At 61.1% G+C, this 25,664-nt stretch carries 20 protein-coding genes and 1 pseudogene; 9 read left to right on the top strand and 12 right to left on the bottom strand.

Annotation, left to right across the window (positions count from 1 at the left end):
• Positions 1 to 170 precede the first annotated feature (170 nt).
• On the top strand, positions 171 to 1,562 hold the full coding sequence (locus tag IGS58_RS03420; protein WP_230520666.1) for an MBOAT family O-acyltransferase: 1,392 nt from the start codon (positions 171 to 173) through the stop codon (positions 1,560 to 1,562).
• Positions 1,563 to 1,573: 11 nt separating this feature from the next.
• Entirely contained in the window at positions 1,574 to 3,094 is a 1,521-nt protein-coding gene (locus IGS58_RS03425; protein WP_230520667.1) for an alginate O-acetyltransferase AlgX-related protein, read from the top strand.
• Here IGS58_RS03425 and IGS58_RS03430 read toward each other — a convergent pair.
• From IGS58_RS03430 to IGS58_RS03445, 4 genes are all read right to left on the bottom strand, one after another.
• A complete protein-coding gene (locus IGS58_RS03430; RefSeq protein WP_230520668.1) occupies positions 3,091 to 4,389 on the bottom strand; it encodes a hypothetical protein in 1,299 nt (432 codons plus the stop codon). The two genes, IGS58_RS03425 and IGS58_RS03430, sit on opposite strands and share 4 nt — an antisense overlap.
• Positions 4,390 to 4,450: 61 nt before the next feature.
• Positions 4,451 to 4,789 carry a 4-amino-4-deoxy-L-arabinose-phospho-UDP flippase gene (locus IGS58_RS03435; protein ID WP_070254288.1) on the bottom strand — a complete coding sequence of 113 codons (339 nt, stop codon included), beginning with the start codon at positions 4,787 to 4,789 and terminating at the stop codon, positions 4,451 to 4,453.
• Between the two features lie 99 nt (positions 4,790 to 4,888).
• Positions 4,889 to 5,863: a glycosyltransferase family 2 protein gene (locus tag IGS58_RS03440; RefSeq protein ID WP_070254287.1), complete on the bottom strand. Its 975-nt coding sequence runs from the start codon at positions 5,861 to 5,863 to the stop codon at positions 4,889 to 4,891.
• 148 nt (positions 5,864 to 6,011) lie between these two features.
• Positions 6,012 to 6,905 (bottom strand): sulfurtransferase, encoded by an 894-nt coding sequence (locus IGS58_RS03445; RefSeq protein ID WP_230520669.1) that lies wholly within the window; start codon positions 6,903 to 6,905, stop codon positions 6,012 to 6,014.
• Between the two features lie 213 nt (positions 6,906 to 7,118).
• Here IGS58_RS03445 and dnaE point away from each other — a divergent pair, with 213 nt between their 5' ends.
• Positions 7,119 to 10,658, top strand: coding sequence for a DNA polymerase III subunit alpha (dnaE, locus tag IGS58_RS03450; RefSeq protein ID WP_099388945.1), 3,540 nt, complete (start codon positions 7,119 to 7,121; stop codon positions 10,656 to 10,658).
• A gap of 63 nt (positions 10,659 to 10,721) precedes the next feature.
• On the opposite strand, the gene IGS58_RS03455 is transcribed toward dnaE, so the two are convergent.
• The 4 genes from IGS58_RS03455 to IGS58_RS03470 form a co-directional block, all read right to left on the bottom strand.
• A complete protein-coding gene (locus IGS58_RS03455; protein WP_034786466.1) occupies positions 10,722 to 10,952 on the bottom strand; it encodes a DUF6139 family protein in 231 nt (76 codons plus the stop codon).
• 122 nt (positions 10,953 to 11,074) lie between these two features.
• Positions 11,075 to 12,073 (bottom strand): VirK/YbjX family protein, encoded by a 999-nt coding sequence (locus tag IGS58_RS03460; RefSeq protein WP_230520670.1) that lies wholly within the window; start codon positions 12,071 to 12,073, stop codon positions 11,075 to 11,077.
• A 46-nt stretch (positions 12,074 to 12,119) separates the two neighbouring features.
• Positions 12,120 to 12,674 carry a universal stress protein gene (locus tag IGS58_RS03465; protein ID WP_070281447.1) on the bottom strand — a complete coding sequence of 185 codons (555 nt, stop codon included), beginning with the start codon at positions 12,672 to 12,674 and terminating at the stop codon, positions 12,120 to 12,122.
• An 88-nt stretch (positions 12,675 to 12,762) separates the two neighbouring features.
• The gene (locus IGS58_RS03470; protein WP_070254282.1) at positions 12,763 to 13,584 is read right to left on the bottom strand and encodes a MipA/OmpV family protein; all 822 of its coding nucleotides are present in this window, start codon (positions 13,582 to 13,584) and stop codon (positions 12,763 to 12,765) included.
• A gap of 157 nt (positions 13,585 to 13,741) precedes the next feature.
• Here IGS58_RS03470 and IGS58_RS03475 point away from each other — a divergent pair, with 157 nt between their 5' ends.
• The 4 genes from IGS58_RS03475 (at position 13,742) to IGS58_RS03490 (ending at position 18,130) form a co-directional block, all read left to right on the top strand.
• Complete coding sequence (locus tag IGS58_RS03475; protein ID WP_070254281.1) at positions 13,742 to 14,428, top strand: response regulator; 687 nt, start codon at positions 13,742 to 13,744, stop codon at positions 14,426 to 14,428.
• Entirely contained in the window at positions 14,425 to 15,813 is a 1,389-nt protein-coding gene (locus IGS58_RS03480; protein WP_230520671.1) for an ATP-binding protein, read from the top strand. The genes IGS58_RS03475 and IGS58_RS03480 overlap by 4 nt, the downstream gene beginning before the upstream one ends.
• Before the next feature lie 123 nt (positions 15,814 to 15,936).
• Positions 15,937 to 17,532 (top strand): ATP-binding protein, encoded by a 1,596-nt coding sequence (locus tag IGS58_RS03485; RefSeq protein WP_070254279.1) that lies wholly within the window; start codon positions 15,937 to 15,939, stop codon positions 17,530 to 17,532.
• Positions 17,519 to 18,130 carry a response regulator transcription factor gene (locus IGS58_RS03490; protein WP_230520672.1) on the top strand — a complete coding sequence of 204 codons (612 nt, stop codon included), beginning with the start codon at positions 17,519 to 17,521 and terminating at the stop codon, positions 18,128 to 18,130. The genes IGS58_RS03485 and IGS58_RS03490 overlap by 14 nt, the downstream gene beginning before the upstream one ends.
• 15 nt (positions 18,131 to 18,145) lie before the next feature.
• Here IGS58_RS03490 and IGS58_RS03495 read toward each other — a convergent pair whose 3' ends face one another.
• The 4 genes and pseudogenes from IGS58_RS03495 to IGS58_RS03510 all read right to left on the bottom strand — a co-directional run.
• Positions 18,146 to 19,246 carry a glycosyltransferase family 9 protein gene (locus IGS58_RS03495; RefSeq protein ID WP_070254278.1) on the bottom strand — a complete coding sequence of 367 codons (1,101 nt, stop codon included), beginning with the start codon at positions 19,244 to 19,246 and terminating at the stop codon, positions 18,146 to 18,148.
• A 35-nt stretch (positions 19,247 to 19,281) separates the two neighbouring features.
• Positions 19,282 to 21,015, bottom strand: coding sequence for a lipid A export permease/ATP-binding protein MsbA (gene msbA / locus IGS58_RS03500; protein ID WP_092608106.1), 1,734 nt, complete (start codon positions 21,013 to 21,015; stop codon positions 19,282 to 19,284).
• 46 nt (positions 21,016 to 21,061) lie between these two features.
• Complete coding sequence (locus tag IGS58_RS03505) at positions 21,062 to 22,279, bottom strand: O-antigen ligase family protein (RefSeq protein WP_230520673.1); 1,218 nt, start codon at positions 22,277 to 22,279, stop codon at positions 21,062 to 21,064.
• Between the two features lie 252 nt (positions 22,280 to 22,531).
• Positions 22,532 to 23,770 (bottom strand): annotated as a pseudogene (locus tag IGS58_RS03510) (malic enzyme-like NAD(P)-binding protein); the annotation flags it as partial.
• A 206-nt stretch (positions 23,771 to 23,976) separates the two neighbouring features.
• On the opposite strand from IGS58_RS03510, the gene IGS58_RS03515 reads away from it, so the two are divergent.
• On the top strand, positions 23,977 to 25,002 hold the full coding sequence (locus IGS58_RS03515; protein ID WP_034786474.1) for a LacI family DNA-binding transcriptional regulator: 1,026 nt from the start codon (positions 23,977 to 23,979) through the stop codon (positions 25,000 to 25,002).
• A 126-nt stretch (positions 25,003 to 25,128) separates the two neighbouring features.
• Positions 25,129 to 25,608 (top strand): hypothetical protein, encoded by a 480-nt coding sequence (locus IGS58_RS03520; protein ID WP_052140504.1) that lies wholly within the window; start codon positions 25,129 to 25,131, stop codon positions 25,606 to 25,608.
• The last annotated feature ends 56 nt before the right edge of the window (positions 25,609 to 25,664 follow it).

Here is a 25,664-nt window from a genome sequence, read left to right on the forward strand (position 1 = left end):
TATTGTCATGTATTTTACTCTGATCACGATGACGCGAATGAGCGACAAGTGCGTGGAAAACGCCGAAAGAAAAGGTTGCACCGATGATTTTTAGTTCCGCTCAGTTCATTCTGTTATTCCTGCCTGTCTCGTTCTTTGGCTATTTTTTCCTTAACCGGATACGGCTTGTCGTGCTGGGTAAAGCATGGCTGGTAGCGGTCAGTCTGTTCTTTTACGCCTACTGGAATCCCGCCTACATCCATTTGTTGCTAGGCTCGATTCTGTTCAATTTCTCGATCGGTAACCACCTGGCTTCGGATTTCCGTTCGCGGCATTTCCCTTTGTCGCGGCGCAGCGTCCTGACGCTGAGCATAGGCTTGAATCTCGCCTTGCTCGGCTACTTCAAGTACACCAATTTTTTGGTCGACAATATTAATGGCGTGTTCGGCGCCGCCTACGTGGTGCCGCAGATCTTGCTGCCATTGGGGATCAGTTTTTTTACGTTTACGCAAATTGCCTACCTGGTTGACAGCTATCGCGGCGAGGCCAAGGAATATGATTTCCTCAACTATGCGCTGTTCGTCACCTTCTTTCCGCACCTGATCGCCGGTCCGATTCTTCATCACCACGAGATGATGTCGCAGTTCAAGTCGCACCGTAATCTGTCCATCCGTCATCGTAATATCCTGCTGGGACTGTTCATTTTCAGCATCGGCCTGTTCAAGAAAGCCGTGATCGCCGACACCTTTGCCATCTGGGCCAACGCGGGTTTCGACGGCAAAACACAACTGGATTTTTTCAGCGCCTGGCTGACCAGCCTGTCGTATACCTTCCAGCTATATTTTGATTTCAGCGGCTATTGCGACATGGCGATCGGTGCATCGCTGCTGTTCAACATCTGGTTGCCGATCAATTTCAACTCACCATATAAGGCGCTCGATATCCAGGATTTCTGGCGCCGTTGGCACATGACGCTGAGCCGTTACTTGCGCGACTACCTGTACATCCCGCTCGGCGGCAATCGCTGTTCGCCTGGACGTGTCTATTTCAATTTGATGGCCACTTTCGTCCTGGGTGGCCTGTGGCATGGTGCCAGCTGGATGTTCATTATCTGGGGCGCGCTGCACGGCGGCGCGCTGGTGCTGCACCGCTTCTGGAGCGGGCGGGGCTGGAGCATGCCGAAACCGCTGGCCTGGCTGGTGACTTTCCTGTTTATTAATGTCACCTGGGTCTTCTTCCGCGCCAAGGATATGGACGATGCACGTCGCATTCTGGGCGGCATGGTTGATTTTGCATCGATTCAGCAGTTGCCTCTGGCCGCGGTCCCCAGCAGCCAGCTGGCCTGGGGCGGCTGGCTGACCGACTATCTGCTGCGCTGGTTGCCTACCGGATTGGCGGCGAACTTCCTGTGCTTCTGCGCAGTCGTGGTGGCCTTTGTGATTGTCCGACAAAAGAATTCCTTTGACTTGATGCAGAGCGGCTTGAGCCGGGCAAAAATGGCTGGTGCCCTGTTCCTGTTTTGCTTTGCAATGTACTCCGTGCTGGTGACAACGACGTCCGTCTTCCTTTACTTCAATTTCTAAGCGGTATCATCATGAAAAAAAGGATTCTTGCCTTTATCGGCCTGGCATTGCTGGCCTTGTCGCTGGTACCCCTGATTAACCTAAGCTTGGGCAAGGTGCAAAAAAAGCCGGGCGAAGCCTGGTGGCACCGCGCCGTGCTGTACAACCTTGATTTTGCCTTGCCTTACTGGAGCCGGGCACTGTATGGCTTTGGTATTTCCACCAGCCCCAGCCAGGTGACGATAGGCCGTGATGGCTGGTTGTATCTGGGGGACCAATATGAACAGACGCTGACGGTGACCCGGCGCGGCAGCACACCTGCCGATGTCGAAGCGGCGAGGAAAATTGCGCTGGCCACCGCGGGCTGGGAGCAATGGCTGGCATCGCAAGGCGTGCAGGCTTTCCACATAGTCCTGGGGCCGAACAAGGATAGCGTGTATGGCGACATGGCACCTGGCTGGGCGCAAGCGCTCAAGCCATCGGCTACCGATACCCTCGTCGCTGGCATGAAGCCAGGCCAGTATGTCGATGTGCGGCCTGCCATGCTGAAAGCCCGGACAGAATTTTCGCAAGCTCTTTACTACAAGACGGACACCCATTGGAACCGGCTTGGTGGATGGGTTGCCATGCGAGCGCTCGGCGACGAGCTGGCACGCACGGCACCGGGACTGCAGACGCTTTCCGGACAACAGGTGCGGCCCGGTACGGCCAGCCAGCGCAACGGCGGCGACCTGGCCAACTTCCTCAAGTTGAGCGAGACCTTGCATGACAGCGAGATTCCTGTCGAGATTGATATCGGGCGTCCGGTGGAAACGGTGAAATATGACTTTGATACGGGCCGTCTGCTGGAATCGGGCGGGAATCCGGAAGTGGGCGCGCCGCGCACACCGGTGCTTGTCAAATCACCCAATGCGCTGAATCGAAAGAAAGTGCTGTGGCTGCGCGATTCTTTCGGTACGGCCATGTCGCCCTATATGGCAGCGACGTTCAGCGAAACCTTGCAGATTCATTATGGGGTGACCGATGCCGCCATGGTGGTGAAGCTGGTGCAGAAGTATCAGCCCGATTATGTGTTTTTCACCGTTGTCGAGCGCGATGCGAGAGCTCCCCGCTTCGAGCAGGCGCCGCCCCTGCATGTGACGGCCAAGCCGGCCAACTTCGTGGCCATGGCGCGCGGCACGGAGTCCTCGGCAAATGACCTGGCAGCCGTGCCTGCTTCCCGGGCTTATCGGGTCACTGGCGGCGATGCTTTCCTTACTTTCAAGCTGGCACCGGCAGTACGCGCCGCCGAGGCGTCCAGAGTGACGTTTAACCTGGGTTGCGACGACAAGTCCGTGGCGGTGCCGGTACAACTGTTCTGGCACGCTGCGGACGGCCATCCGGGCGAAGCGCTCAGCGTACGTTTCATGGCTACGCCTGGCAGCAACTCCATCGATCTGGCGACGCTGCCGGCATGGCAGCCAACGGCCATGATCGCCGGCTTGCGCATAGACCTCGATTCTCCCGATGCTTGCTCGATGCTGACGATCGATGCGGTGGCGCTTGGCCGCTAGTGTTTGGCCTGGCTGGCGCGTGCCGCCAGCCAGATGATGATGGACAGGCTGGTGGCAATGATGCACCAGTAGATATAGCGGAAATCGGCTGACGGGACGCTCGCCAGGTAGCCCAGGAAGTAGCCGAGCGCCGAGGCGTTCAATGCCAGTATCTGGGTCTTCTCCAGCGACGGCCGCATGCGCCAGCCAAGCACCATCATGGCGATGGCCAGCAGCAGCCAGGAATACGGCTTGAAGAGTTCTCCGAGCGGCGTGACCTGGCTGCCTTCGACATAGGCTTGCATCAGGTGCGCCAGTTTCGGATTGTCCAGTTTGATTCCCAATTCATTGTCCATGATGCCTGGGTGCCAGGCATAGTAGGGTTCCAGCGTGGGCGAGCGCAGGAAATACAGGAATGCTCCGCCCTTGATCTGCAAGTACGGCAGCGGATGCCCGAGGATGGTCTTTTTCCATAAGGCGTGGGCCTCCGTATGCGGCATGCCGGCAAACAGGCTGCCGCTGGGGTCGTAACCCTTGCGTACAAAGCACATCGCCCGCTCATATTGGATAGGCATGGGTGAGCAGGCGGCATTGTCTTCAGGCTTTACCCAAGGCATCAAGTTTTCGCCCGTCATGAAGGCGATCCTGGCCACCTCATCCCCCATCGTTAATGTTTCAAAGTGTTTTCTTTCCGCGTGCAGGACGTTGTAGCTGAGAACTGACGTGGCCAGGGGCAGGGTGGCCGACAGCAGCACGCTCAGGATCGCCATTTGTACGATGGATCGTGTCGGCCAGAAGTGGCGCAGCGCACAGTAGATGAGGGGCACGATGGCCAGGATGGCATTGTGCCTGACTGCGGAGGCATAGAAGATGAAAGGGATGGCCAGGGCGGCGACTCGCCAGTTCTTGGTCCTTGTATACAGCAGTCCCGTCGCCACGAGCAGGGCGAAAGCCATGCCCACGTCTTTCCACAGTACACCGGCAAAATTGACGACCCATGGCAGTAGGCACATGGCGGGAATCAGCAGGGCCCAGCCACGCTGTGCCATATTGCCGTACCAGATCAGGATGCCCGCTGCCAGCAAGGCGAGATGCAGCAACAGCAGGCTTTGCGGGCCGGAAACCAGGTACAGGCACAGATGCCACACGTAGGACATGATGGCGGGATTGCTATCCGTATAGTACTGATTCAGTGCCGTCTTGTATTGCACCATGGAATCATATGACATGAAGCCGGGAGCAAAGCAGAACCAGATGACAGCCAGGACGATGGCTGTCAGGGCAATGGCCAGGGGAGTGAAAACCTGATTTTTCATGGGTAACTTCAAATTCGAGCAAGAGAATGGACCAGCACCGTGGGTGGCGGCGACAGGGAGCTTATGCCTTTGTGGCAACAAGGATGCCGACGATGATCAGCGCGACACCGATCATGTATTGGGTTTGGAAACGTTCGCCAAAGAGAAAATGGCTGCCGATCGGCACCAGTACAAAGGCCAGCGCCATCAGCGGGTAGATTCGGCCCAGTTCGATGCGCTGCAATACCCAGACCCAGGCCAGCGTCGTCAATCCATAGAGGCAGATGGCCGCCGACAGTGCGGCCAGGGTTTTGACGGAAAAAAAGCTGCCGCTCTGCAGCAATCCATTGGCACTGATTTTAAACAGGATTTGCCCGGCTGCGATGCCAAGCACACATAACAGGGCCACGATGTAAGTCATTCATTTATCTCCATAGAGTTGCTGGGGGTGATCTCCCGTGCGCCATACTCCGCACGGGCGCAGCCTGTAGTGTGTCCGTCAGGCAATGCCATCACGCCTTCACTTCCTGCCGCGCCGAATGCGGTGGAACGGTTTTTTAGGGATCGAGCTGATATCGTGTCCGAGAAAGGCCAGGATTAATTGCAGGCCGACAATCACCGGCAAGCCTGACAGCATGACTGTCCCTGCCGAGGCCGGCATATCGTCATGGACGGAATGCAGCCATTGCGTCGCACCAAACACGCACCCGAAGGCAACCATCAGGACACCGATGGGCAGTTCAATGGAGGCAATGGACAGGTCCCGTAAATAATAGTTGTAGAAAATGCGTTTGAAGAAATTGCGCAGATGCTTGGCAAAAAATTCCAGCACCACCTGGGAAATCTTCAGATTGCTGACCTCATCGCCATATTTTGCATCCATGGGGATATCGGCGACGACGGCGCGCAATGTATTCAGGCGAAACAAGATATCAGTTTCAAAAAAATAGCGGCGGCTGATTTTTTGCATCGGCAGGTGGCGTACCACCTCGCAGTGGATGGCGGTGTAGCCGTTGGTCGGATCGAAAATATCCCAGTAGCCGGAAGAAATCTTGCTCATGAAAGACAGGATCGCGTTGCCAAAAAGACGCGCCTTGGGCATGCTGCGCACGCTTTCCAGATCGTAGAAGCGGTTGCCCTTGGTGTAGTCGGCTTCGCCAGCAACAATGGGCGCGATAAAGTCGGGAATGCATGCGGGATCCATCTGGCCATCGCCATCGACCTTGACGATGATATCCATGCCGTCGTCCAGTGCGGCGCGGTAGCCTGTCATGACGGCGCCGCCGACGCCCTGGTTTTCTGCATGACGCAACACGACCACGCGCTTGTCGCTGCAGTGCTCCTCGACCAGGTCGCCGGAGTGGTCCGGACAGCAGTCGTCGATGACATAAATTCGGCTCACTTCGGCGCCAATCTGACTGATGACAGAGAGGATATGCCTATCGACCTTGTAACTGGGTATGACGACCGCAATGGCCAAGCCTTGTTTTGTCATCTTGTTATTGCTTGTCTTTACTATGCATGGTGGCGTTCCCGGAATCGGGCAATATTGTGAATTATGACATGCGCAGTTGGCGCGCCTCTGGCGCTGGCGGGGAGTGGCGCTGTTGCGCGCCACCAGGCGCGCATGGGCAAGGCAGGGGCTAGTTCTTGTTGCCGTAGCAATGCGGGCAAGACACCTCATACACGTATTCCGGCGCCAGCTGCTGGCGCGGCGTGACGACGGCGCGGCAGACAAAACACTGCACCGTTTCCGTCGGTTCCAGTTTCGGGTTCAGCGCCGTGCGGTAGTCGAAGACGAAGCAGTCGCCCGTGTAGTGCTCGCCGCCCACTTCCTCGAAATATTTCAGGATGCCGCCGTCGAGCTGGTACACGCTGTCGTAGCCGATTTCCTTCATGTGGATGGCGGCCTTTTCGCAGCGGATGCCGCCCGTGCAGAAGGTGACGACGGTCTTGCCTTCCAGTTCATCCTTGTGGGCGGCCGCCACGGCCGGGAATTCCGTAAACTTGTCGATGCGGTAATCAAGCGTGTTGTTGAACGTGCCCACGTCCACTTCAAAGGCGTTGCGCGTTTCCATCATGACCACGGGTTTGCCCGCATCGTCGACGCCGGCGTCGAGCCAGCGCTTGAGCGTCTGCGCGTCGACGGACGGGGCGCGACCCAGTTCCGGCTTGATCAGCGGCATGCGCATGGTGATGATTTCTTTTTTCAGCTTGACCAGCATGCGCTTGTGCGATTGCTCGTTCGACAAGCTTTCCTTCCATTCCAGATCGGCCAGACGCTCGTCACTGCGCACCCAGGCGAGGAAGGCATCGATATGCTCGCGCGTGCCCGACAGGAAAATATTGATGCCTTCCGGCGTCAGCAGGATCGTGCCCTTCAGTTCCAGCGCCAGGCATTGCTCCTGATACAAGGGGCGCATGGCTTCCGTATCGTCTAGCGTGATGAATTTATACGCGGCAATATTGACAAACGTGGCGGCCAGCGGGCTGACGGCGGCGGAAACGGCGGGTGTGGCAGGGGTGATGGCTTGCATGATGGCGATCGGGTTAGACTGAACAGCCGATATTATAAGCCCGACAGGCCAGGCAGGATACCCGGCCAGCCACGTTTTGCCGTGCCGGCGGGCTGTGCACGGCAGGAATTTCTTGCCCGCAACCGAGGGCCGCACCGCCGGTCCGGGGCCGCGACGCGGTAGAATAGACCCCATTGAATTTTGCACGAAACGGTACACAGGATGGAAATGGTAATGCAAGAGGCCGGCGCTCCGGCAGGTTCACAGCAAGCGATGCAGCCCGGTCCTGCCTTCGTCCATTTGCGCGTGCACTCGGAGTACTCGATCGTCGATGGCCTGGTGCGCATCGACGACGTGGTCAAGGCGGCGGCGAAGGACAAGCAGGTGGCACTGGCCGTCACCGACCTGTCGAACCTGTTTGGCATGGTCAAGTTCTACAAGGAAGCGCGCGGCAAGGGCATCAAGCCCATCGTCGGCGTCGACGTGTGGATCACGAATGACGACAACCGCGAGAAGCCGTCGCGGCTGCTGCTGCTGGCGAAGAACCGCATGGGCTATCTGCAACTGTGCGAACTGCTGTCGACGGCCTGGCTGACGAACCAGTACAAGGGCCGCGCCGAACTGCGCATCGAGTGGCTGCAGGCGCTGGCGACGAATACCTACGACCTGTACCCGGGCGAAAGCGCGGCGAATGGCTTGATCGTGCTGTCGGGCGCGCATTTCGGCGATGTCGGCACGGCCATCGAGAATGGCAACCTGGCCCTGGCCGAGCGCAATGCGCAGCGCTGGGCCGAGATTTTCCCCGGCCATTTCTATATCGAAATCCAGCGCGGCGGCCAGGCCAACCAGGAGGCGCAGGTGCGCCATGCAGTGGCTCTGGCGGCCAAGCTGGGTTTGCCCGTGGTGGCCACGCATCCCGTGCAATTTATTTCCCCTGAAGAATTTATTGCCCACGAAGCCCGCACTTGTATCGCCGAAGGCGAAATGCTGGCCAACGCCAAGCGCGTAAAACGTTTCAACGACAGCCAGCGCTTCCTGTCGCAGGCCGACATGGCGGAACTGTTCGCCGACTTGCCGGCCGCGCTGGCCAATTCCGTGGAAATCGCCAAGCGCTGCAACCTGACCCTGACCCTGGGCAAGCCGCAGCTGCCGAACTTCCCCACGCCGGATGGCATGACGATCGACCAGTTCCTCGTTGCCGAGTCGCAGGCAGGCCTGGAAAAACGCTTATTGCAGCTGTATCCGGATCCCGAGCGCCGTGAAAAGGAGCGCCCGCGCTACGAGTCGCGCTTGAAATTCGAGACGGACACGATTTGCAACATGAAATTCCCCGGCTACTTCCTGATCGTGGCCGAGTTTATCCAGTGGGCCAAGGAAAACGGCGTGCCCGTCGGCCCGGGCCGCGGTTCGGGCGCGGGTTCGCTGGTGGCGTATTCGCTGCTGATTACCGACCTCGATCCATTGCAGTACAACCTGCTGTTCGAGCGCTTCCTGAATCCCGAACGCGTCTCGATGCCCGACTTCGATATTGACTTTTGCCAGGAAGGGCGCGACCGCGTCATCCAGCACGTCAAGGATTTGTATGGCAAGGAGGCGGTCTCGCAGATCGCTACCTTCGGTACCATGGCGGCCAAGGGCGCGATCCGCGACGTGGGCCGCGTGATGGACTTCGGCTATAACTTCTGCGACGGCATCTCCAAGCTGATCCCGTTCAAGCCCGGCAAGCCCGTGTCGATCGCCGACGCCATCGAAGAGGAACCGCTGCTCAAGGAGCGCCTGGAAAACGAGGAAGAGGTCAAGCAGCTGCTGGACCTGGCGCAGCAAGTCGAAGGCATCACGCGCAATATCGGCATGCACGCGGGGGGCGTGCTGATCGCTCCGGGCAAGCTGACGGATTTCTGCCCGCTGTACACGCAGGGCGGCGATTCCGGCGTCGTGTCGCAGTACGACAAGGATGACGTGGAAGCCGTCGGCCTCGTGAAGTTCGACTTTTTGGGCCTGACGACCCTCACCATCCTCGACCGCGCCGTGCGCTATATCAAGCAGCTCGATCCGGCGCAGGCGAACTTCGACCTGGCGACCTTGCCGCTGAACGACAAGCCGTCGTACGACTTGTTGACCAAGGCCAAGACCGTGGCCGTGTTCCAGCTGGAGTCGCGCGGCATGCAGGGCATGCTGAAAGATGCGCGTCCCGACCGCTTTGAAGACATTATCGCGCTGGTGGCGCTGTACCGTCCGGGCCCGATGGACCTGATTCCCGATTTCTGCAAGCGCAAGCACGGCGAACGTTTCGATTATCCCGATCCGCGCACGGAATCGATTCTGTCCGAAACCTACGGCATCATGGTGTATCAGGAGCAGGTGATGCAGATGGCGCAGATCGTCGGCGGCTACTCGCTGGGCGGCGCCGACATGTTGCGCCGCGCCATGGGTAAAAAGAAAGCCGAAGAGATGGCCGAGCACCGCGAGATCTTCCGCGCCGGTGCGGCGAAAGATGGCTTGACGGCGGAAAAGGCCGACGAGATCTTCGACTTGATGGAAAAGTTCGCCGGCTACGGTTTCAACAAATCGCACGCCGCCGCCTATGCCTTGCTGTCATACCACACGGCCTACCTGAAAGCGCACCATACGGCCGCCTTCATGGCCGCCAACTTGTCGCTGGCCATGGACGACACGGACAAGATCAAGATCCTGGTGGAAGACTCGCTGGAAATCTGCAAGCTGACCTTGTTGCCGCCGGATATCAACGAATCGGACTATCGCTTCACGCCAAGCGGCGCGGCGCCGTCCGTGAGCGGCAAGAAAGTCACGCAGATCCGCTATGGCCTGGGCGCCGTGAAAGGTTCCGGCCAGAACGCCATCGAAGCCATCATCGCCGCGCGCGAGGCGGGCGGGCCGTTTACGAGCCTGTTCGACTTCTGCAAGCGCGTGGACAAGAAGCAGATCAACCGCCGCACCATCGAGTCGCTGATCCGCAGCGGCGCCTTCGATTGCCTGAAGGTCGACCGCGCCATCCTGCTCGCGTCCGTGGCGTTCGCCATGGAGTGCGCCGACCAGGCCGCCAAGGCGGCAAACCAGGTGAGCCTGTTCGGCGGCGACGACAGCGACATGGTGGCGCCGCCCGAGTACGTCAAGGTTCCCGTGTGGACGGACAAACAGCGATTGACGGAAGAGAAGATCGCGCTGGGCTTCTACCTGTCCGGCCACCTGTTCGATTCGTATGCGCCCGAGGCGCGCCGTTTTGCGCGCACGAAATTGTCGGAACTGTCGCCGTCGCGCGAACCGCGCATGATGGCGGGCGTCATCACGGGCTTGCGCACGCAGATGACACAGCGCGGCAAGATCCTCATCGTCACCCTGGACGACAAGAGCGGCACGGTGGAAGTGACGGTGTACGGCGAATTGTTCGACTCGAACAGGAAAATCTTCAAGGAAGATGAATTCCTGGCCGTCGTGGGCAAGGTCTCGGAAGACCGTTTTTCGGGCGGCTTGCGCATTACCGCCGAGAGCGCCTTCGACATCATCGCCGCGCGCGTGCAGTATGGCCGCCAGCTGGGCTTGACTCTGCCCACGACGCTGGACATGAAACGCATCAGCGACGTGATCACGCCGCACCGGGCTGCGGACGGACTGCCGATCGCAGCCAAGGTCAGCCCGCAGGGCGTCAGTTGCGTGCTGCAGTTTGGTGACGAGTGGAAAGTGGCGCCATCGGATGAGTTGCAGATGGCGCTGGAGCAAATGCTGGGTGCGCAAGAAGTGGCGGTCGAATACTGACCGGTACCGCCCGGCGCATACAACAAAGCCAAACCGCGGACACGCTGGTTTGGCTTTTTTCGTTTACATGTCTTTCAGGCCCGTGATCGCATAGCCTTTGGCGGCGATCTGCTGGTGCGGCTGTTCGATATGGTAGTTGGGCAAGGCCTGGGCATCATCGGCCACTTCGCTGGCGCGTACTTCCAGCTGCCAGTCGGTATTGGTAACTTCTTCCGGAATGAGCTTTCCTTCCGGCACGGCGAGGTAGGAAAAAATGCCGTCGTGCTCGGCCCGGCGGTAGATGTCTACGCGCATGACTTGCCTCCTAGTAAGCGTTGGGGGAACCGGCGCACCACATGTGCATACCGATAGCGCTAGCGTAACAGGATTGTGCCGTGCACGGGTTGAAGCGTGTGCCGCAGGAGGAGGGGCGGTGCTCAGGCGGCGGCGGAAGCGTAGTCTTCGTCGTCCATATCTACCGCTTGCCGTGCCTCGTTGGCGGCTGCCGCAGTGCCTGCCGTGGCGACCTGCAGCGGGCTGCGATGGGCGTCGAGGCCGCTACGCAGGCTGCCGATCATGGCCAGCGTCAGTTCGTGGCGTTTGCGTGCTTCCGAGCGTTTTTTTGACGGAATGTCTTCCAGGGCAGGCAGGGGCAGATTTTCGCATGGCAGCTCAAAATCGCCATCCTTGCGTGCCTGGGCGCCAAGTTCTTGCCAAAGGGCATTGTAGTCGGCAAACAAACGGCCCTTTTTGGCGGAATGGTGGACGGCGCGGTTGGCGTTACCTACAAGTACCATGTTGCGGCAGCCATATTCATGTCCCAGCTGGCGCACCAGGCGCACCATCAGGGCCTTGGGGCGCATGCCATGCAGATCGCGCGTGGCCTCGCGCACGCGGCGCAAGCCTTCCGCACCGCGCGGACCCTGGATGCAACCGATACCCACGCCCATGCCGGCGCGCGCGCGGGAACCGAAGAAGGTAAAGGCGACCGAGTAGATCACGTCATCGCCATGTGCCAGTTGCAATACCATCTCGCCTTCGCGGTCCATCGGCTGTAGCGAACACAGCTGCAGGTGGTAGGGCGCGCCCGATTTTCCCGGTACGGTACCCAGGCGCACGGGGGCGCGCGCCGCCTGCGTCATCAGCTTGCCCCAGCCTTGTTGCAGGATGAAATGATAGTGCTCGACCAGCAAGGCGACGCGCTGGCGGCACGACAGGTTCGTGCTCAGGTAGTGGCGGTACACCTTGTGCATCATGCGCGGATAGGCTTGCAGCAAATCCTGGAACACGGGATGGGAATTGAGCAGCTGCAGCCAGATGCGCGTCTGCCGGCGCTGCAGTTGTGCCCGCAATTGCAGCTTGAGCAGCTCGCGCACGCGTGACATGCCTGGCGGCATATTGCTCAGGCCTGCGTGCAGGGTAATGGCTTGTGTCATCAAAGGGTTCCATGTGTATGTGGATGGGCCTGGCGCCGGCGGCGCTTCAGGCAGGCGGCGGTCCGCTCATGCCGTCGGTATCGGCCAGCAAGACCGTGGCGCTACGCGTGGCGCGCGCCAGCCTGCGTGCCAGCGCTCCGGCAAAGCGGCGCTGCCAGGGACTGTGCCGCAGGGCCGGCAGGACGATTTCGTGGCAGCCGAGCAGTTCAGCCGTATCGAGGATCGTAAACAGCAGCTCGCCGGCGACAATATGCGTGCTGAAGGCGAGCTGCGAACGGCTCAGATACAGTCCCGCCTCGTGCATCATCTGCTGCGTGGCCGGGTCCAGCGCATGGCATGCGCCGGCGCTGTGCCTGGGCAAGCCATCGGCCTGGCGCGGTGGCGCCGCTGTCACGTGCAGCAGGCTGACGCTGACCTGGATGCCCCATTCCTGCAAGCGCCTGGCGTAGCGCGCGCCGTAGATGATGTCGCTGGCGCGCTTGACGGGCAAGAGCAGCAGCAAGGTATCCTGGCCCGGCTTGCCGCCCGCGCCCGCGGCGCTGTCTGGGGCGCGGTGACGTTGCGGGGCAAGGCGCGATGCATGCATGGAAGGGATGGCCATAGTCGGAAAACCATGTCATGTTATCCATGCCACCCCCCTGTGTAAATTGGCGAAACAGCGTACGGGTTCCCCTTATGCCGTCCCGGTTTTAATAGCGGTAGGTGACATACACGGCGCCGATCGGCGATGTCTTGCGCTGCACGATGGGGCTCTTGGCCGCGTCGCCCAGGCGGCTCTCGACGCCGACCAGGGTATTGATGCCCCAGCGCGCATCGAAGCGGTGCTCCCAGTTGATGGTGGCCTGTGCTTCATAGAAACCGCCCTTGGGCGTGTATTGCTTGAACGAGGTATTCGCCGCCTGGGTGGCCGTCACGCCATACATGGTTTGCACGTACTTGCGCTCGCCCCAGCCCAGCTGGCCGCTGATGTTCACGCTGTCTTGCTGCACGCCCTTGGCATCGGCCCGGCCGTAGATCTGGCCTGTCGCGCCGAAATGCACGTTGGCGCCGTTTTCGCGGTTCGACAGGGGAATGTCGCTCGACACGCTCAACGACAGGCCCGGCAAGGGCGAATAGCCCGCGCTGAGCAGGGCGCTGGCGTTGCCCTTGACTTCGCCCATGCCCTTCAGATAATCGCTGCCGCCCCAGCCGTTGGCACCATTGCGCTTGTGGTCTTCGCGATTGCCGCGGTAGCCCAGCGCGGCGCTGTAGCTGAAGGGGCCTGCCTGGCCGCCATAACCGATGCCGCGCGAAGTGCTGAAGAACAAGCCATTGGCCATGGCGTAGTCGAGGATGATCAGCGGCGAGGCCGACAGCTTGTCAGCGCCGGAATAGCTGGACACGGCAGCGACGCCGCCGCCGATGGTGAAGACATTTTCCGCCGCCGGTTCGGCCGCCGCGGCGGCCAGGGGATTCAAGCTCAGGCCGCAGGCCAGTGCCAGCGAGGTCAACAAGGTTGTAGATGCGTGCATGGAGTTTTCCGTCAGGTGGAGAACCGAGTCCGGAGTGGCTCGATTGACAGCCGACAGTATCCATCCTTGCCATGAAGGAAAAATGAGCCTTTTATTAAGATTGTATGAAGAACGCTTCTTTACCCATTCTTCAGCTTGCGGTGGTTTAATACTCCCCATGAAGATACTGCTGATTGAAGACGATATGGACCTGGGCAATGGCGTGCGGATTGCCCTGCGCGACCAGGGCATGCAAGTGGTCTGGGTGCGCAGCCTGGAGGATGCGGCGCGCAGCATCGAGCACGACAGTTGCGAACTGGTGCTGCTGGACCTGGGCTTGCCCGATGGCGATGGCCTCGATTTGCTGGCCCGACTGCGCGCGGCGCGCCTGCCGGTGCTGATCCTCAGCGCCCGCGATACGCTGGAACAGCGCTTGCGTGGCCTGGACGGTGGCGCCGATGACTACCTGGTGAAGCCCTTCGTGCTGGCCGAGCTGCTGTCGCGCGTGCGCGCCCTGGCACGCCGCAGCTATGGCTTCGATGGCGACACCATCGAATTGCGCGGCTTGCTGCTGCAAGTGCCCACGCGCAGGGTCAGCGTGCATGGCCGGCCCGTGGAGCTGACGGCCAGTGAATATGCCCTGCTGAAGACCTTGCTGATGCGCGCCAACCGGGTCATCACGCGCCGCGTGCTGGAAGAGCACATCCTGCCCGGCGGGCTGGCCAATGCCAGCAATACCCTGGATGTGCATATGGGCAATCTGCGCCGCAAGATAGGCGAAGGTTATATCCGTACCGTGCGCGGCGTTGGCTATGTCATCGACCAGCAGGGCGAGACATCCCCCCCGCCGGGTGCTGGCGCATGATGGGGCGTTTCTGGGCCATGCTGCGCCGGCCTACCCTGGTGCGCCGCCTGATGATGGCGCAAATGCTGATGCTGACCGTGCTGTGGAGCCTGGCCGTGGCGTATGTGCTGTTCGAGGGGACGAGCGAAGCGAGCACGGTGAGCCGCGGCGTCCTGCACGCCATTATCAGCGTGGCCGATAACCTGGCCGAGCAGCCGCAGCGCCAGGAGCAAAGCTTGCGCGCGATCGACGAAGCCTTGCGCGAAGAATTTGAAATGGGCCAGGTACCTGAGCTGGCGCCGCGCATCCTGGTCTGGCGCGAAGGCAAACTGGTCTACAAGTCCCCCGCCGCGCCCAGCGGCATCCGCAGCGCCGGCCCCGAGCAGATGGAAGTGGTGTACATCAAGGGCCAGGCCTGGCGCAGCCGCAGCCTGGCCGAAGGGACAACCCGCGTGACCGTGCTGGAAGTGGGGGGCGCCTGGCAATTTTTCGTCACGATCAATTCACGTGGCTACTACCTGCTGCCGTTGCTGATCAGCTTGCCGTTCCTGCTGGTGCCGGCCTGGCTGTCGATCCGCCTTGCCATGCGCCCGTGGCGCAAGGTGGCGCAGGAGGTGGCGGCGCGCGGGCCGCAGGATTTGCGTCCGCTGGCGTTCAAGCCGCCGCATGGCGAACTGGCGGCGCTGGTCGACAATATCAATGCCCTGCTGCAGCGGGTCGATGCCAGTGCCTCGCGCGAACGCAGCTTCATCGCCGATGCCACGCATGAGCTGCGCACGCCGCTGGCGGCCATGCGCGTGAATGTCGAGGCTTTGCAGGGGCAGGCGCATGATGCACGCCAGCAAGAGCTGTTGGACGGTATCTTGAACAGCGGCAACCGGGCCGCGCGCCTGGTGGGCCAGCTGCTGCAGCTGACGCGCAGTGAAGTGCAGGCGGGCGGGGGCGAGTTGCCGCGGCGGCAGGCGCTCGATACCTTGCTGCAAGACCGGCTGGCGGCCCTGTCCGGCCTGGCCCAGGCGGGCGATATCGAACTCGAGTTGCAAGCCAGCGTTTCGCTCAACGTGGCCGGACAGCGCGAGAGCCTGGTCTCGCTGATCGACAATCTGGTGGAAAACGCCATCAAGTACAGCCCGCGCGGCAGCACCGTGACGGTGTCGCTGCACGCGGAGCGGGGCCAGGCCGTGCTGCATGTGGCCGATCAGGGGCCGGGCATCGCGCCGGCCCTGTATGAACGCGTGTTCGACCGCTTTTTCCGCGCACCGCAGCAGGTGCAGCCAGGCAGCGGCCTGGGCTTGTCCATCGTCGCTTCCGTCGTGCGCCAGCACGGCGGCACGATTCAGTTGCACAGAGGTAATGGCGGCCTGGGCTTGCTGGTGGAAGTGCGCTTGCCGTTGGCCGAAGCCTGACGCTGCCTGCCTGCGTGCCTTGCGATATTGCATGAAGATTATTTCATGTGCTTATAACGCAAGTTGGCATGGCGTGGCGCACGCTTGCGATGCATAATGCGGGACAGTTAAAAAAACACCGTTATGCGCCTATTTCTGTCCCGCTACCTGCCGTATCCCGCCTTTGTCGGCTTGTATCTGCTGTTTGACTGGGCCACGTATATCGACCCGATGTACGGGCTGAACATCACCCCCTGGAATCCCGATCCCGCACTGGGCCTGGTATTCTGGCTGATCCACGGCCGCAAGGCGGCGCTGCCGTGGTTTATCGCCCTGGTGGCAGGCGAGGTACTGGTGCGCGGCATGCCGGCAGGCTTGCCCCTGACCTTGCTCTGTTCGGCGTGGCTGGTGCTCGGCTATGGCAGTATGGGCGCAGTCTTGCGCCGCAGTTTCAGCAGCAGCGACATCTTCGACAACCGGCGCCGCCTGAGCGCCTGGGTCGCCATCGTGCTGTTTGGCACCGTGCTCAATGCGCTCGGCTATATTTCCCTGCTGTCGCTGACGGGACGCATCCCGGCCGGCGAATGGGGGACGGCAGTCTGGCGTTTCGGCATCGGCGACATGGTCGGCATGCTGGTGTCGATGCCGCTGATCTGGGTGCTGTTCAGCGAACGGGGGCGCGAGCGCCTGCATGCCGCTGTCTGGCGCTGGGAAACCCTGGCGTATCTGGCACTCGCCAGTTTTGTGCTGTGGAGCCTCTTCGGTTCCATCGTGCGTTCCGAATACAAGCATTTCTACTTCCTGTTTCTCCCCGTGATCTGGGCCGCCTCGCGCCAGGGATTGCATGGCGCCGTGCTGGCCGTGTTTGTATTGCAACTGTGCATCATCACCCTGGTGAAATGGACGCATGCGGTCGATATCCAGTTTTATGAATTGCAACTGCTCGATGCCGTGCTGGCGCTGGTGGGATTTTTTATCGGCATCGTCGTCGATGAGATGCGCCAGGTGGCCGACGAACTGAAACACACGCTGCGCCTGGCGGCCGCAGGAGAGATGGCGGCCGCGCTCGCGCATGAGCTGAACCAGCCGCTGACGGCCTTGTCGACCTATGGCAAGGCGTGCGAATACTTGCTGGAGCGGGGCGAGACGGGCGCCTTGCTGCAGGGCGCGGTGGGGCACATGATCGTGGAATCGGGACGCGCCGCCGACGTGGTGCGCCGCCTGCGCGACTTTTTCCGCACGGGCGCGATGCAGCTCGAAGCGGTGGAGGCGAGCGCCTTGATCGAGGGCATGGCGCGCCAGTTCACGCCGCTGTTCCATGAACATGGCATCGAACTGGTGCTGGTGCCGCCGTCGCCGCTGGCCGTCAACGCCGACCGCCTGCAAATCGAGCTGGTGTTGCGTAATTTATTGGCCAATGCGCAGGATGCGGTGATGGGGCAGCCGCGCGGACGGCGCCGCATCACGGTCTCGGCCGAGCGGCTCGAAGGCGGGCGGCTGCGCCTGTCCGTGGAAGATAGCGGCCCCGGCATTTCCAATAGCCTGGCGGCGCGCCTGTTCGAACCGTTTGTCTCGAGCAAGGCCAGCGGTCTGGGTCTGGGGCTGGTGCTCAGCCGCAGCATCGTCGAGGCGCATGGCGGCCAGCTATGGGCCGAAGTGGGCAAGCATGGCATTTTTCGTTTTGTCCTGCCCCTGGCGCGCGCCAGTGCGGCTGCTACAGGAGAGTATGGTGACAAGTAATTTGACGGTGTTTATCGTCGACGACGATCCCGCCGTGCGCGATGCGCTGGGTTTGCTGCTGGGCATACGCGGCTACCGCACGGCCCTGTTTTCCTGCGGCGAGGATTTCCTGCACAGCTGGCATCCCGAGTGGGCTGGCTGCCTGCTGGTCGATATCCGCATGTCGGGCATGGATGGCCTGAGCCTGCAGCGCCGCTTGCTGGAGCTCAAATGCATGCTGCCCGTCATCATTATCACGGGACACGGCGACGTCGCCCTGGCACGCCAGGCCTTCAAGGCGCAGGCCAGCGATTTCCTGGAAAAACCGTTTGACCACGACAAGTTGCTGGCAGCCATCGATGAAGCGTTTTCGCGCGAGGCGCATGCGCGCGGCCAATTGCTGCGCCAGGTGGAGGGGCAAGCCTTGCTGCGCGCCTTGACGCCACGCGAGCGGGAGGTGATGCATCTGGTGGTGACAGGCCAGCACAACCGGGATATCGCCCCGGCACTGCGCATTTCCGTGCGCACGGTGGAAGTGCACAAGGCGCGCCTGATGGACAAGCTGGGCGTCGACAATGTGGCCGACCTGGTGCGCATCAGCATGCTGGGCACCGGTTAGCCACTGCAGCGTTGTCTAGGCGATGGTCTGCAATACCTGGTCGACCGAGATCGCCTTGACCCAGTCGCTGCGCCGCGCCACCGTGATGACGGTGCTGTTGGCGCTGTCGAACGGCGCCCATTCCGGATTCTTCTTGCGCATCAATGCCACCACCGGCACATGCACGGCGTTCGCCAGGTGCATGATCGATGTTTCCACCGAAATGATCAGGTCGCATTGCGCCAGCATGGCGGGCAGCTGGAAAAAGTTGTCGACAGCGCTGAAGGCTTGCGTGCGCGGCAAGCCACGCGCCTGCACGACCGCATCGACCTTGGCCAGTTCCTGCGGCATGGCATTGATCAGGAAGCAGGCATTTTTCCACTTCGGCATCGCTTGCATGCGCGCGATCAGTTCGGCGATGCGTTCCAGCGGCCAGCCGCGCTTGTGCGACTTGGCAAACGGGTTCAGGAGTACGAGCGGACCCTGGCGCGGCGCAAAGCCCCAGGTGGCCAGCTGCGCCTGCGCTTGCTGCAGCGCCTGCTCGGGAATGTGCACGAAGGGATAGCGTTCGGCCACGGGAATGTCGATTCCCGTCAATTGATGGAACCAGTCCGCATACACGCTGCTGATATGGTGCTCGCCGGCATCCTGTCCCGCATACGAGGCCAGCACGGCATCGATCTTGCGATAGGCCAGGTAATGCCAGGGACGCAGTGGGCTGAACGGCTTGCGCGTGCCGATCACCAGCCCGTTCGGGCTGATCGCGCGGGCAAGATCCGCGTATTGCTGTGGCCGTACGTGGGCCAGTGACACGACGACAGGATAGTGTTCCGCCTTGGCTTCGCGCAGTGACTCTTCGTAGAGCGCCGGGCTGTAGGTCTTGCGGTACACCTTGGCGAACAGGCCAGACTGCTCTACCCAGTCATACAGCGAATAGGTGCGCAGGCTTTCCCATTGTTTCGCGTCGGATGTGCGGCGCACTTCGTCGACCCACAGGTGGATCTGAATATGGGGATAGGCCGCGGCGAAGGCGCGGAAACCGTTTTGCAGGTAGGTAAAGTCTCCCAGCGCCAGATGGGCGATGAAAAGAATTTTGTCCGACTTTTGTAGAAGTTCGGCGGGAATCAAAGGCGTCATGTATCAGTACGATTTCAGGTATTCATTCGATGGTGTCAAGCCACTTGCTGGGAAAATTGCAGGCGATGCAGATTGGCATAGGCGCCGTTGGCATCCAATAATTGCTGGTGACTGCCGGTTTCCATTATTTTCCCATGTGACAATACCACGATACGGTCCGCACGTTCAATTGTTGATAGCCGATGCGCAATAACGAGGGTGGTTTTACCTTGCATCAGATGTTCCAGCGCCGCTTGCACGGCCCGTTCCGCTTCCGTATCCAGTGCCGAGGTCGCTTCATCGAGGATCAGGATGGGCGCATCCTTGTAGATCGCGCGGGCGATGGCCACGCGCTGGCGCTGGCCGCCGGACAGGCGCGAGCCGTTGTCGCCCAAGCGCGTTTCCAGGCCGTCGGGCAAGCCGTCGATGACGTCCGACAGGAAGGCGGCGGCCGCAGCCGCTTCGATGCGTTGCCGGTCCGGCGCCGCATCGCCATACGCGATATTGGCGGCCAGGGTATCGTCGAACAATACGACTTGCTGGCTGACCATGGCGATCTGGCTGCGCAGGCTCGTCAGGGCGATGGTATCGATATTCTGCCCATCGAGCAAGATCTCGCCACTGCTGGCCGAGTAAAAGCCGGGCAGCAGGCTGACCAGGGTTGATTTGCCGCCGCCGGACATGCCGACAAAGGCGATCGTTTGTCCTGGCGCAATGCTCAGATCGATGTGTTGCAGCGCCGGTTCCGGATGTCCGGGATAGGCAAAGCTCACGTCCCTGAACTCGATGCGGCCTTTGCTGCGCCCGGCGAGCGGCTGGCCGCCCGTGCGCTCCGGCGTCTTGTCGATCAGCAAAAAGACTTCTTCCGCGGCGGCCATGCCGCGCTGCAGGGGGCCGTTGACTTCGGCCAGTTGCTTCAAGGGCGTCAGTAGCATCAGCATGGCCGTGATGAAGGACACAAACCCGCCGACCGTGATCTGCCCCTGCTCCGACTGGAACAGGGCCATCACGATGACCAGGGCCACGGCGGCGGCCGTGATCACCTGCGTGATGGGGACGGTGGCGGAAAAAGTGGTGGTCATGCGCATGCTGTAGCGGCGCAATTGCTCGGCACGCTCTTCGAAGCGCGACTTTTCGTAGTCCTGGCCGCCGAAGATCTTGATCACTTGCTGGGCGCGCGTGGTTTCCTCGATGACCTGGGTCAGCTCCGCGTTGACGGCCAGGGAGTCGCGGTTGAGTTTTTTCAGGCGCTTGCCCGTGGTGCGCACGACGATGGTCAGCAGGGGCAGCAGCACCAGGGTCACCAGCGTCAGCACCCAGTTCAGGTACAGCAGCCACGCCAGCAGGCCCAGCACGGTCAGCGAGGAGCGCACGATCGACGTAAACACCTTGGTCACCATCTCGATGATCTGCTGCACTTCGAACATGATGGAGTTGATGACTTTGCCCACTGTGTGGGTGTTGTAGAAGTCGATGGGCAAGTTGAGCATGCTGGCAAACATCCTGCGCCGCAACTCGTTGAGGATGCGCGTGGAGACATAGCTCATCAGGTAGCTGCTGGCAAACGTCGACGCGCCGCGCATGGCAAAGATGCCGATGACGATCAGCGGCACGAGCCAGAAGGAAAAATTCACCTTGCCGCCAAAGCCATTGTCGAGCAGCAGCTTGAGCGCATACGGCAGCAGCGGTTCCGTCGCCGCCGTGACGACCATCGCCAGCAAGGCCAGGGCCAGGTGTTTCTTGTAGGGCGCGTGCAGTGCGGTGAGGCGCTTCAGGTCGGGCGTGAGCATCGGTATGGTTCCTTGCAGGGGACAGCAAAAACGGTCAGGCGGAAGCTTAGGCAATGCGTTCTTGCTGGCGCAGCATGGCCCACAGTATCACCATCGGGAAGACCAGCATGATGATGCCGATATTCAGGGTGAGCGAGTTCGTCGTCAAGCCGAACGTGATATAGCAGGAAAGCAGGATGACGCCGGCCAGCGCATAGGGTTGTGTCGTTTGTCCATGTCCTGCCGCCCGCAGGGAATGGGTGAACAAGCGCAGCGGGAGGAAAAACAGCACCAGCAATGCTAACAGGCCCAGCATGCCGCGCTTGACCAGCGAATCGATATAGTCGTTGTGCGCATTCGTGAAGTCGCGCGCCACGGCATTCATCTTGCCTTCGGCTGCCAGCTCCTGCTTTTGCGCCAGATAGCCATTGCGGCCGATGCCCAGCAACAGGTTTTCATCCGACATGCGCAGCGCGGAGCGCCACATTTCCACGCGTTGGCCAACGGAAGAGTATATGTTGCCGGAATCATTGAAACTGTTCAGTTCGTTGATGGCGGCGACGCTGCGCTCCCGCACCGGTGAGTTGGGGAGGGCATAGACGAGGGTGCCGAATACGACAAAGGCGGCTGCGACACTGAAAAGGTAACGTTTGCCGTGTTTTCTAGCATGATGCAGGGCGATGATGCAGACACAGATCGGCAATGCCAGCCAGCCGCCACGGCTACCGCTGATGATCGAACCGGCAATGCCAGCGATGCAGCCGCACAGCATCAGCACTGTCCACAGGCGCTGGCGCGATTGCGCGCGTGCCCACGTGACGCCGCATAGCGAGAGCATGCCCAGCAGCATGCTCACATTGCCATAATGGATGGCGTTGCTCGTGGCAGCTTGGGGACGAGCAATGTCATGGACAAAGAATTGCCAAAAAGCCAGTGCAGCGCCGCCGATGGCGCCAATGGCAACACCGCTCCACCAGGCTTCCGGCCGCGGCGGATAGGCAATCAGCAGCAGCAGCACCGGCGCGGCCAGCAGGGCCCGCAGGGGCATGTCGAGTTCGCGCGCCGGATCGGCGTGGTACAGCATATTGGCGGTAAAGATGAAGAAGTACAGCAGCAGCGTGCCGAGCATCAGGTAATCGCGGCGCTGCAGATTCAGACGGGGGCGTTTCCACAGCAGCCAGCTGCTGGCCAGCAGCAGCACCAGCGCGCCAAGGGAATATCCGCTGTTGACTGCCAGCGCCAATGCCGAAAAGAGAAAAACACAAACAGAGGTCAGGCCGAGCATGAATATCCTTGGTAACGCACGACGTCGCCATTATGGCAACTGTAGCAACATAAAGTAGGCGTCATTGTAATCGAAGGGGGCAGCAAAAACGGCACCCGGGAATTTACTCTTCGATAACTATATAGGCGGTCTCAAGGGGGAAATGAAAAAAACCATGGTTTTCAGCCATGGTTTTTTTGTAAGCAATGGTAACTTGCTGTTATTTTGCTAAGGCAGGATCGCCTGCCATGCGTATCAGGCGACTGCTGGCACGCGGGTGGCGACGCCGGTGGCGATGGCCGCTTGCGACACGGCAGGCGCGACCCAGCTGCGCAGACGCTCGTCGAACGGCGACGGTATCAGTTGCAGCGGCGTCAGGGCGCTGCTCTCGTGACCCGGCAGCGGCTCCTTGGCCAGCGCGGCGATGGCGCGCACGCAGGCCAGCTTCATTTCTTCATTGATGGTGGTGGCGCCCACGTCGAGCGCGCCACGGAAGATGTACGGGAAGCACAGCACATTGTTGATCTGGTTCGGGTAATCCGAGCGGCCCGTGGCGACGATGGCGTCGTCGCGCACGGCGTGCACTTTTTCCGGCGCGATTTCCGGATGCGGATTGGCCAGGGCGAAGATCAGCGGCTTGGCGGCCATCGATTCGACCATCTGCGCGCTGACCACGCCGCCCTTCGAGACGCCGATGAAGATGTCGGCGCCGACCATGGCGTCAGCCAGGTCGCGGTCGCTCGTGTCGTTCGCGTAGCGCGCCTTGTTCTCTTCCATGCTGGCATCGCGGCCCGGGTAGATCACGCCCTGGCTGTCGCACACTTTCAGCAGCGACTTGTTCAGGCCCAGCGAGACAAGCAGGTCCAGGCAGGCGATCGACGCGGCGCCAGCGCCCGAGACGGCCACTTTGACGTTGCCGATGTCCTTGCCGACCAGTTCCAGGCCGTTCAGGATGCCGGCCGCGACGATGATGGCCGTGCCGTGCTGGTCGTCGTGGAAGACGGGAATATTCATGCGCTTGCGCAATTGCTGTTCGATGTAGAAGCAGTCGGGCGCCTTGATATCTTCCAGGTTGATGCCGCCAAAGGTCGGCTCCATGCGCACCACGGTGTCGATGAACAGGTCGGGATCGTTCTCCGCCAGTTCGATGTCGAACACATCGACGTCGGCGAACTGCTTGAACAGGCAAGCCTTGCCTTCCATCACCGGTTTGCTGGCCAGCGGACCGATATCGCCCAGGCCCAGCACGGCCGTGCCATTGGTGATCACGGCCACCAGGTTGCTGCGCGACGTATAGATGCCGGCCGTGCGCGGATCTTCCACGATGGCTTCGCAGGCAAAGGCCACGCCCGGCGAGTACGCCAGGGTCAGGGCGCGGGCGTCGCCCAGCGGTTTGGTTGGCGTGACGGAAATCTTGCCTGCGCGGGGTTCCGCATGATAGGCGAGGGCGGCTTCTTTCAGGTTGAAGGTTTCGCCGTTCTGTTCGGCGTGCTTGCTGTGCGAAGTAGACATAGGAATTCTGTGAGGGGCAACCAGGCCCGAGTGGTAAGTCCGAGTCATGGTATGCAAGCGTTTGCACGCTGTCAAGGCTGGATTGTACTTAAGCCGGCCAAAACCGCTTTGGGCAACGGCATTATTTCAATGCAAGCGTTTGCTCGGTTTTTGACGGCGGGGGCATTTTTTGCGATAAAATCACCGTATTGCGATCCGGGAAGCCCATGACAAACAAGAACCCCACCTTAAGCGACGTCGCGCGGGCCAGCGGCGTGCACTTTTCCACCGTCTCGCGCGTGATGAACCCGGCAACGCGGCAAATGGTCAGCGCCGAGGTGGCCGCGCGCGTGCTGGCCGAAGCGGGCCGGCTCGGCTACCGGCCGAACCGCGCCGCCTCCACCCTCGTCACCCGCAAGTCGCGCATCATCGGCGTGGTCTTGCCCGACATTACCAACGCTGTCTTTCCACCGATCCTGCTGGGCATCGAGGAAGGCTTGCGCAAGCATGGCTACCTGGCCATCGTCGCCAACGTGGGTGCTGACGAGGAAGAGCAGCTGTTCGTCATCAACCGCCTGCTGGGACAGCAGGTCGACGGCCTGATTTTGGCTACCGCACGGCGTGACGATCCTGTCATCAAGATGTGCATCGACCAGAATGTGCCCGTCGTTACCGTCAACCGCAGCGACGAGACGGGCGTCGCTTCCTGCGTCGTCAGCGACGACGTGGTCGGCATGCGTCTGGCGGTGGAACACTTGCTGGCGCTGGGCCACCGCCATATCGCGCACATCGCCGGCCCGGAAAACCTGTCCACGGGCCACGTGCGCCGCCTCGGTTTCCTGGCCGCCATCCAGGCCAGCGAACTCGATCGCTCGCAAGCGTTCGTGTTTGAAAGCAGCGGCTATTCGCGCGAATGCGGCAAGGCGGCCCTGCTGGAACTGCTGCGCCAGTCGCCACGGACGACGGCCGTGGTGACGGGCAGCGACCTGGTGGCCCTCGGCTGCTACGACGCCATCCGCGAACTGGGTTTGAGTTGCCCCGAAGATATTTCCGTGGTGGGCCACAACGACATGCCCTACATGGACATGATCCGTCCGCCCCTGACCACCATCCGCATCCGCCACCACGGCATCGGCACGGAAGCGGCCCGGCTGATCCTGCAAACCATAGCTTCGCCCGATTCCCCGGTGCTCGACGTGCGCCTGAAACCCGAACTGGTGGTGCGCGAATCGACGGCGGCACCGCGCGCCTGAGTCTGCCGCTTGTTGCCCTTCTTTTGCTGGAGTATGTTTAAATCTTGATATTGATAATGATCAAGATAACCCCATGCAGACGACATATAGGCGACAACGGCGGCATGCACAGCAGGGAGGCCGCTGATGCCGAAGAATTTCGGCATGCCTGGCAACGCCTGGCGCTATGCGCTGGGCAGCGACTATGGTTATTGCTCGCCCTTGCTTGACGGCATAGAGTTTGAAAACGAGTGGGTGACGATACGCGAATCGGCGATCCGCATCCGCGCCGGCTATGCCTGGGATGGCTGTTCGCCCTGTATCAGCGTGCTCGGCCTATTTTATGTGGGCACGCCCGATGGCGCGCAGCACCTGGGCTTGCCGGCGACGTATCATGCCAGCCTCGTGCATGATGTGCTGTGCCAGTGGCGCGCCGATATTCCCGTCACCCGCGCGCAGTCGATCGCCATTTTCCAGCAGTTGCTCAGGGAGGTGCGCTTCCCCCTGGCAGGACTGTATGCGGGCGCCGTCTTCCTGTTCGGGCCACGGCGTGACTTCATGCGGCCTGGCGCGCGCGCCGCAGTGGCCGCCCCGCACCCGCCAGGGGCAACATTAAAGCGGCGCTAACGCCGCCGCCGACGCGCCATGATGTTAAACTGGCGGCCCTCAACGTATTTTGCCCT

The sequence above is a fragment of the Janthinobacterium sp. EB271-G4-7A genome, from assembly GCF_020858075.1.
Taxonomy (GTDB): Bacteria; Pseudomonadota; Gammaproteobacteria; order Burkholderiales; family Burkholderiaceae_D; genus Janthinobacterium; species Janthinobacterium lividum.

Coding starts and splice junctions, on each gene's coding strand:
- IGS58_RS03425 (WP_230520667.1), top strand. CDS start 1,574: ATGAAAAAAAGGATTCTTGCCTTTATCGGCCTGGCATTGCTGGCCTTG.
- IGS58_RS03430 (WP_230520668.1), bottom strand. CDS start 4,389: ATGAAAAATCAGGTTTTCACTCCCCTGGCCATTGCCCTGACAGCCATC.
- IGS58_RS03435 (WP_070254288.1), bottom strand. CDS start 4,789: ATGACTTACATCGTGGCCCTGTTATGTGTGCTTGGCATCGCAGCCGGG.
- IGS58_RS03440 (WP_070254287.1), bottom strand. CDS start 5,863: ATGACAAAACAAGGCTTGGCCATTGCGGTCGTCATACCCAGTTACAAG.
- IGS58_RS03445 (WP_230520669.1), bottom strand. CDS start 6,905: ATGCAAGCCATCACCCCTGCCACACCCGCCGTTTCCGCCGCCGTCAGC.
- dnaE (WP_099388945.1), top strand. CDS start 7,119: ATGCAAGAGGCCGGCGCTCCGGCAGGTTCACAGCAAGCGATGCAGCCC.
- IGS58_RS03455 (WP_034786466.1), bottom strand. CDS start 10,952: ATGCGCGTAGACATCTACCGCCGGGCCGAGCACGACGGCATTTTTTCC.
- IGS58_RS03460 (WP_230520670.1), bottom strand. CDS start 12,073: ATGACACAAGCCATTACCCTGCACGCAGGCCTGAGCAATATGCCGCCA.
- IGS58_RS03465 (WP_070281447.1), bottom strand. CDS start 12,674: ATGGCCATCCCTTCCATGCATGCATCGCGCCTTGCCCCGCAACGTCAC.
- IGS58_RS03470 (WP_070254282.1), bottom strand. CDS start 13,584: ATGCACGCATCTACAACCTTGTTGACCTCGCTGGCACTGGCCTGCGGC.
- IGS58_RS03475 (WP_070254281.1), top strand. CDS start 13,742: ATGAAGATACTGCTGATTGAAGACGATATGGACCTGGGCAATGGCGTG.
- IGS58_RS03480 (WP_230520671.1), top strand. CDS start 14,425: ATGATGGGGCGTTTCTGGGCCATGCTGCGCCGGCCTACCCTGGTGCGC.
- IGS58_RS03485 (WP_070254279.1), top strand. CDS start 15,937: ATGCGCCTATTTCTGTCCCGCTACCTGCCGTATCCCGCCTTTGTCGGC.
- IGS58_RS03490 (WP_230520672.1), top strand. CDS start 17,519: ATGGTGACAAGTAATTTGACGGTGTTTATCGTCGACGACGATCCCGCC.
- IGS58_RS03495 (WP_070254278.1), bottom strand. CDS start 19,246: ATGACGCCTTTGATTCCCGCCGAACTTCTACAAAAGTCGGACAAAATT.
- msbA (WP_092608106.1), bottom strand. CDS start 21,015: ATGCTCACGCCCGACCTGAAGCGCCTCACCGCACTGCACGCGCCCTAC.
- IGS58_RS03505 (WP_230520673.1), bottom strand. CDS start 22,279: ATGCTCGGCCTGACCTCTGTTTGTGTTTTTCTCTTTTCGGCATTGGCG.
- IGS58_RS03515 (WP_034786474.1), top strand. CDS start 23,977: ATGACAAACAAGAACCCCACCTTAAGCGACGTCGCGCGGGCCAGCGGC.
- IGS58_RS03520 (WP_052140504.1), top strand. CDS start 25,129: ATGCCGAAGAATTTCGGCATGCCTGGCAACGCCTGGCGCTATGCGCTG.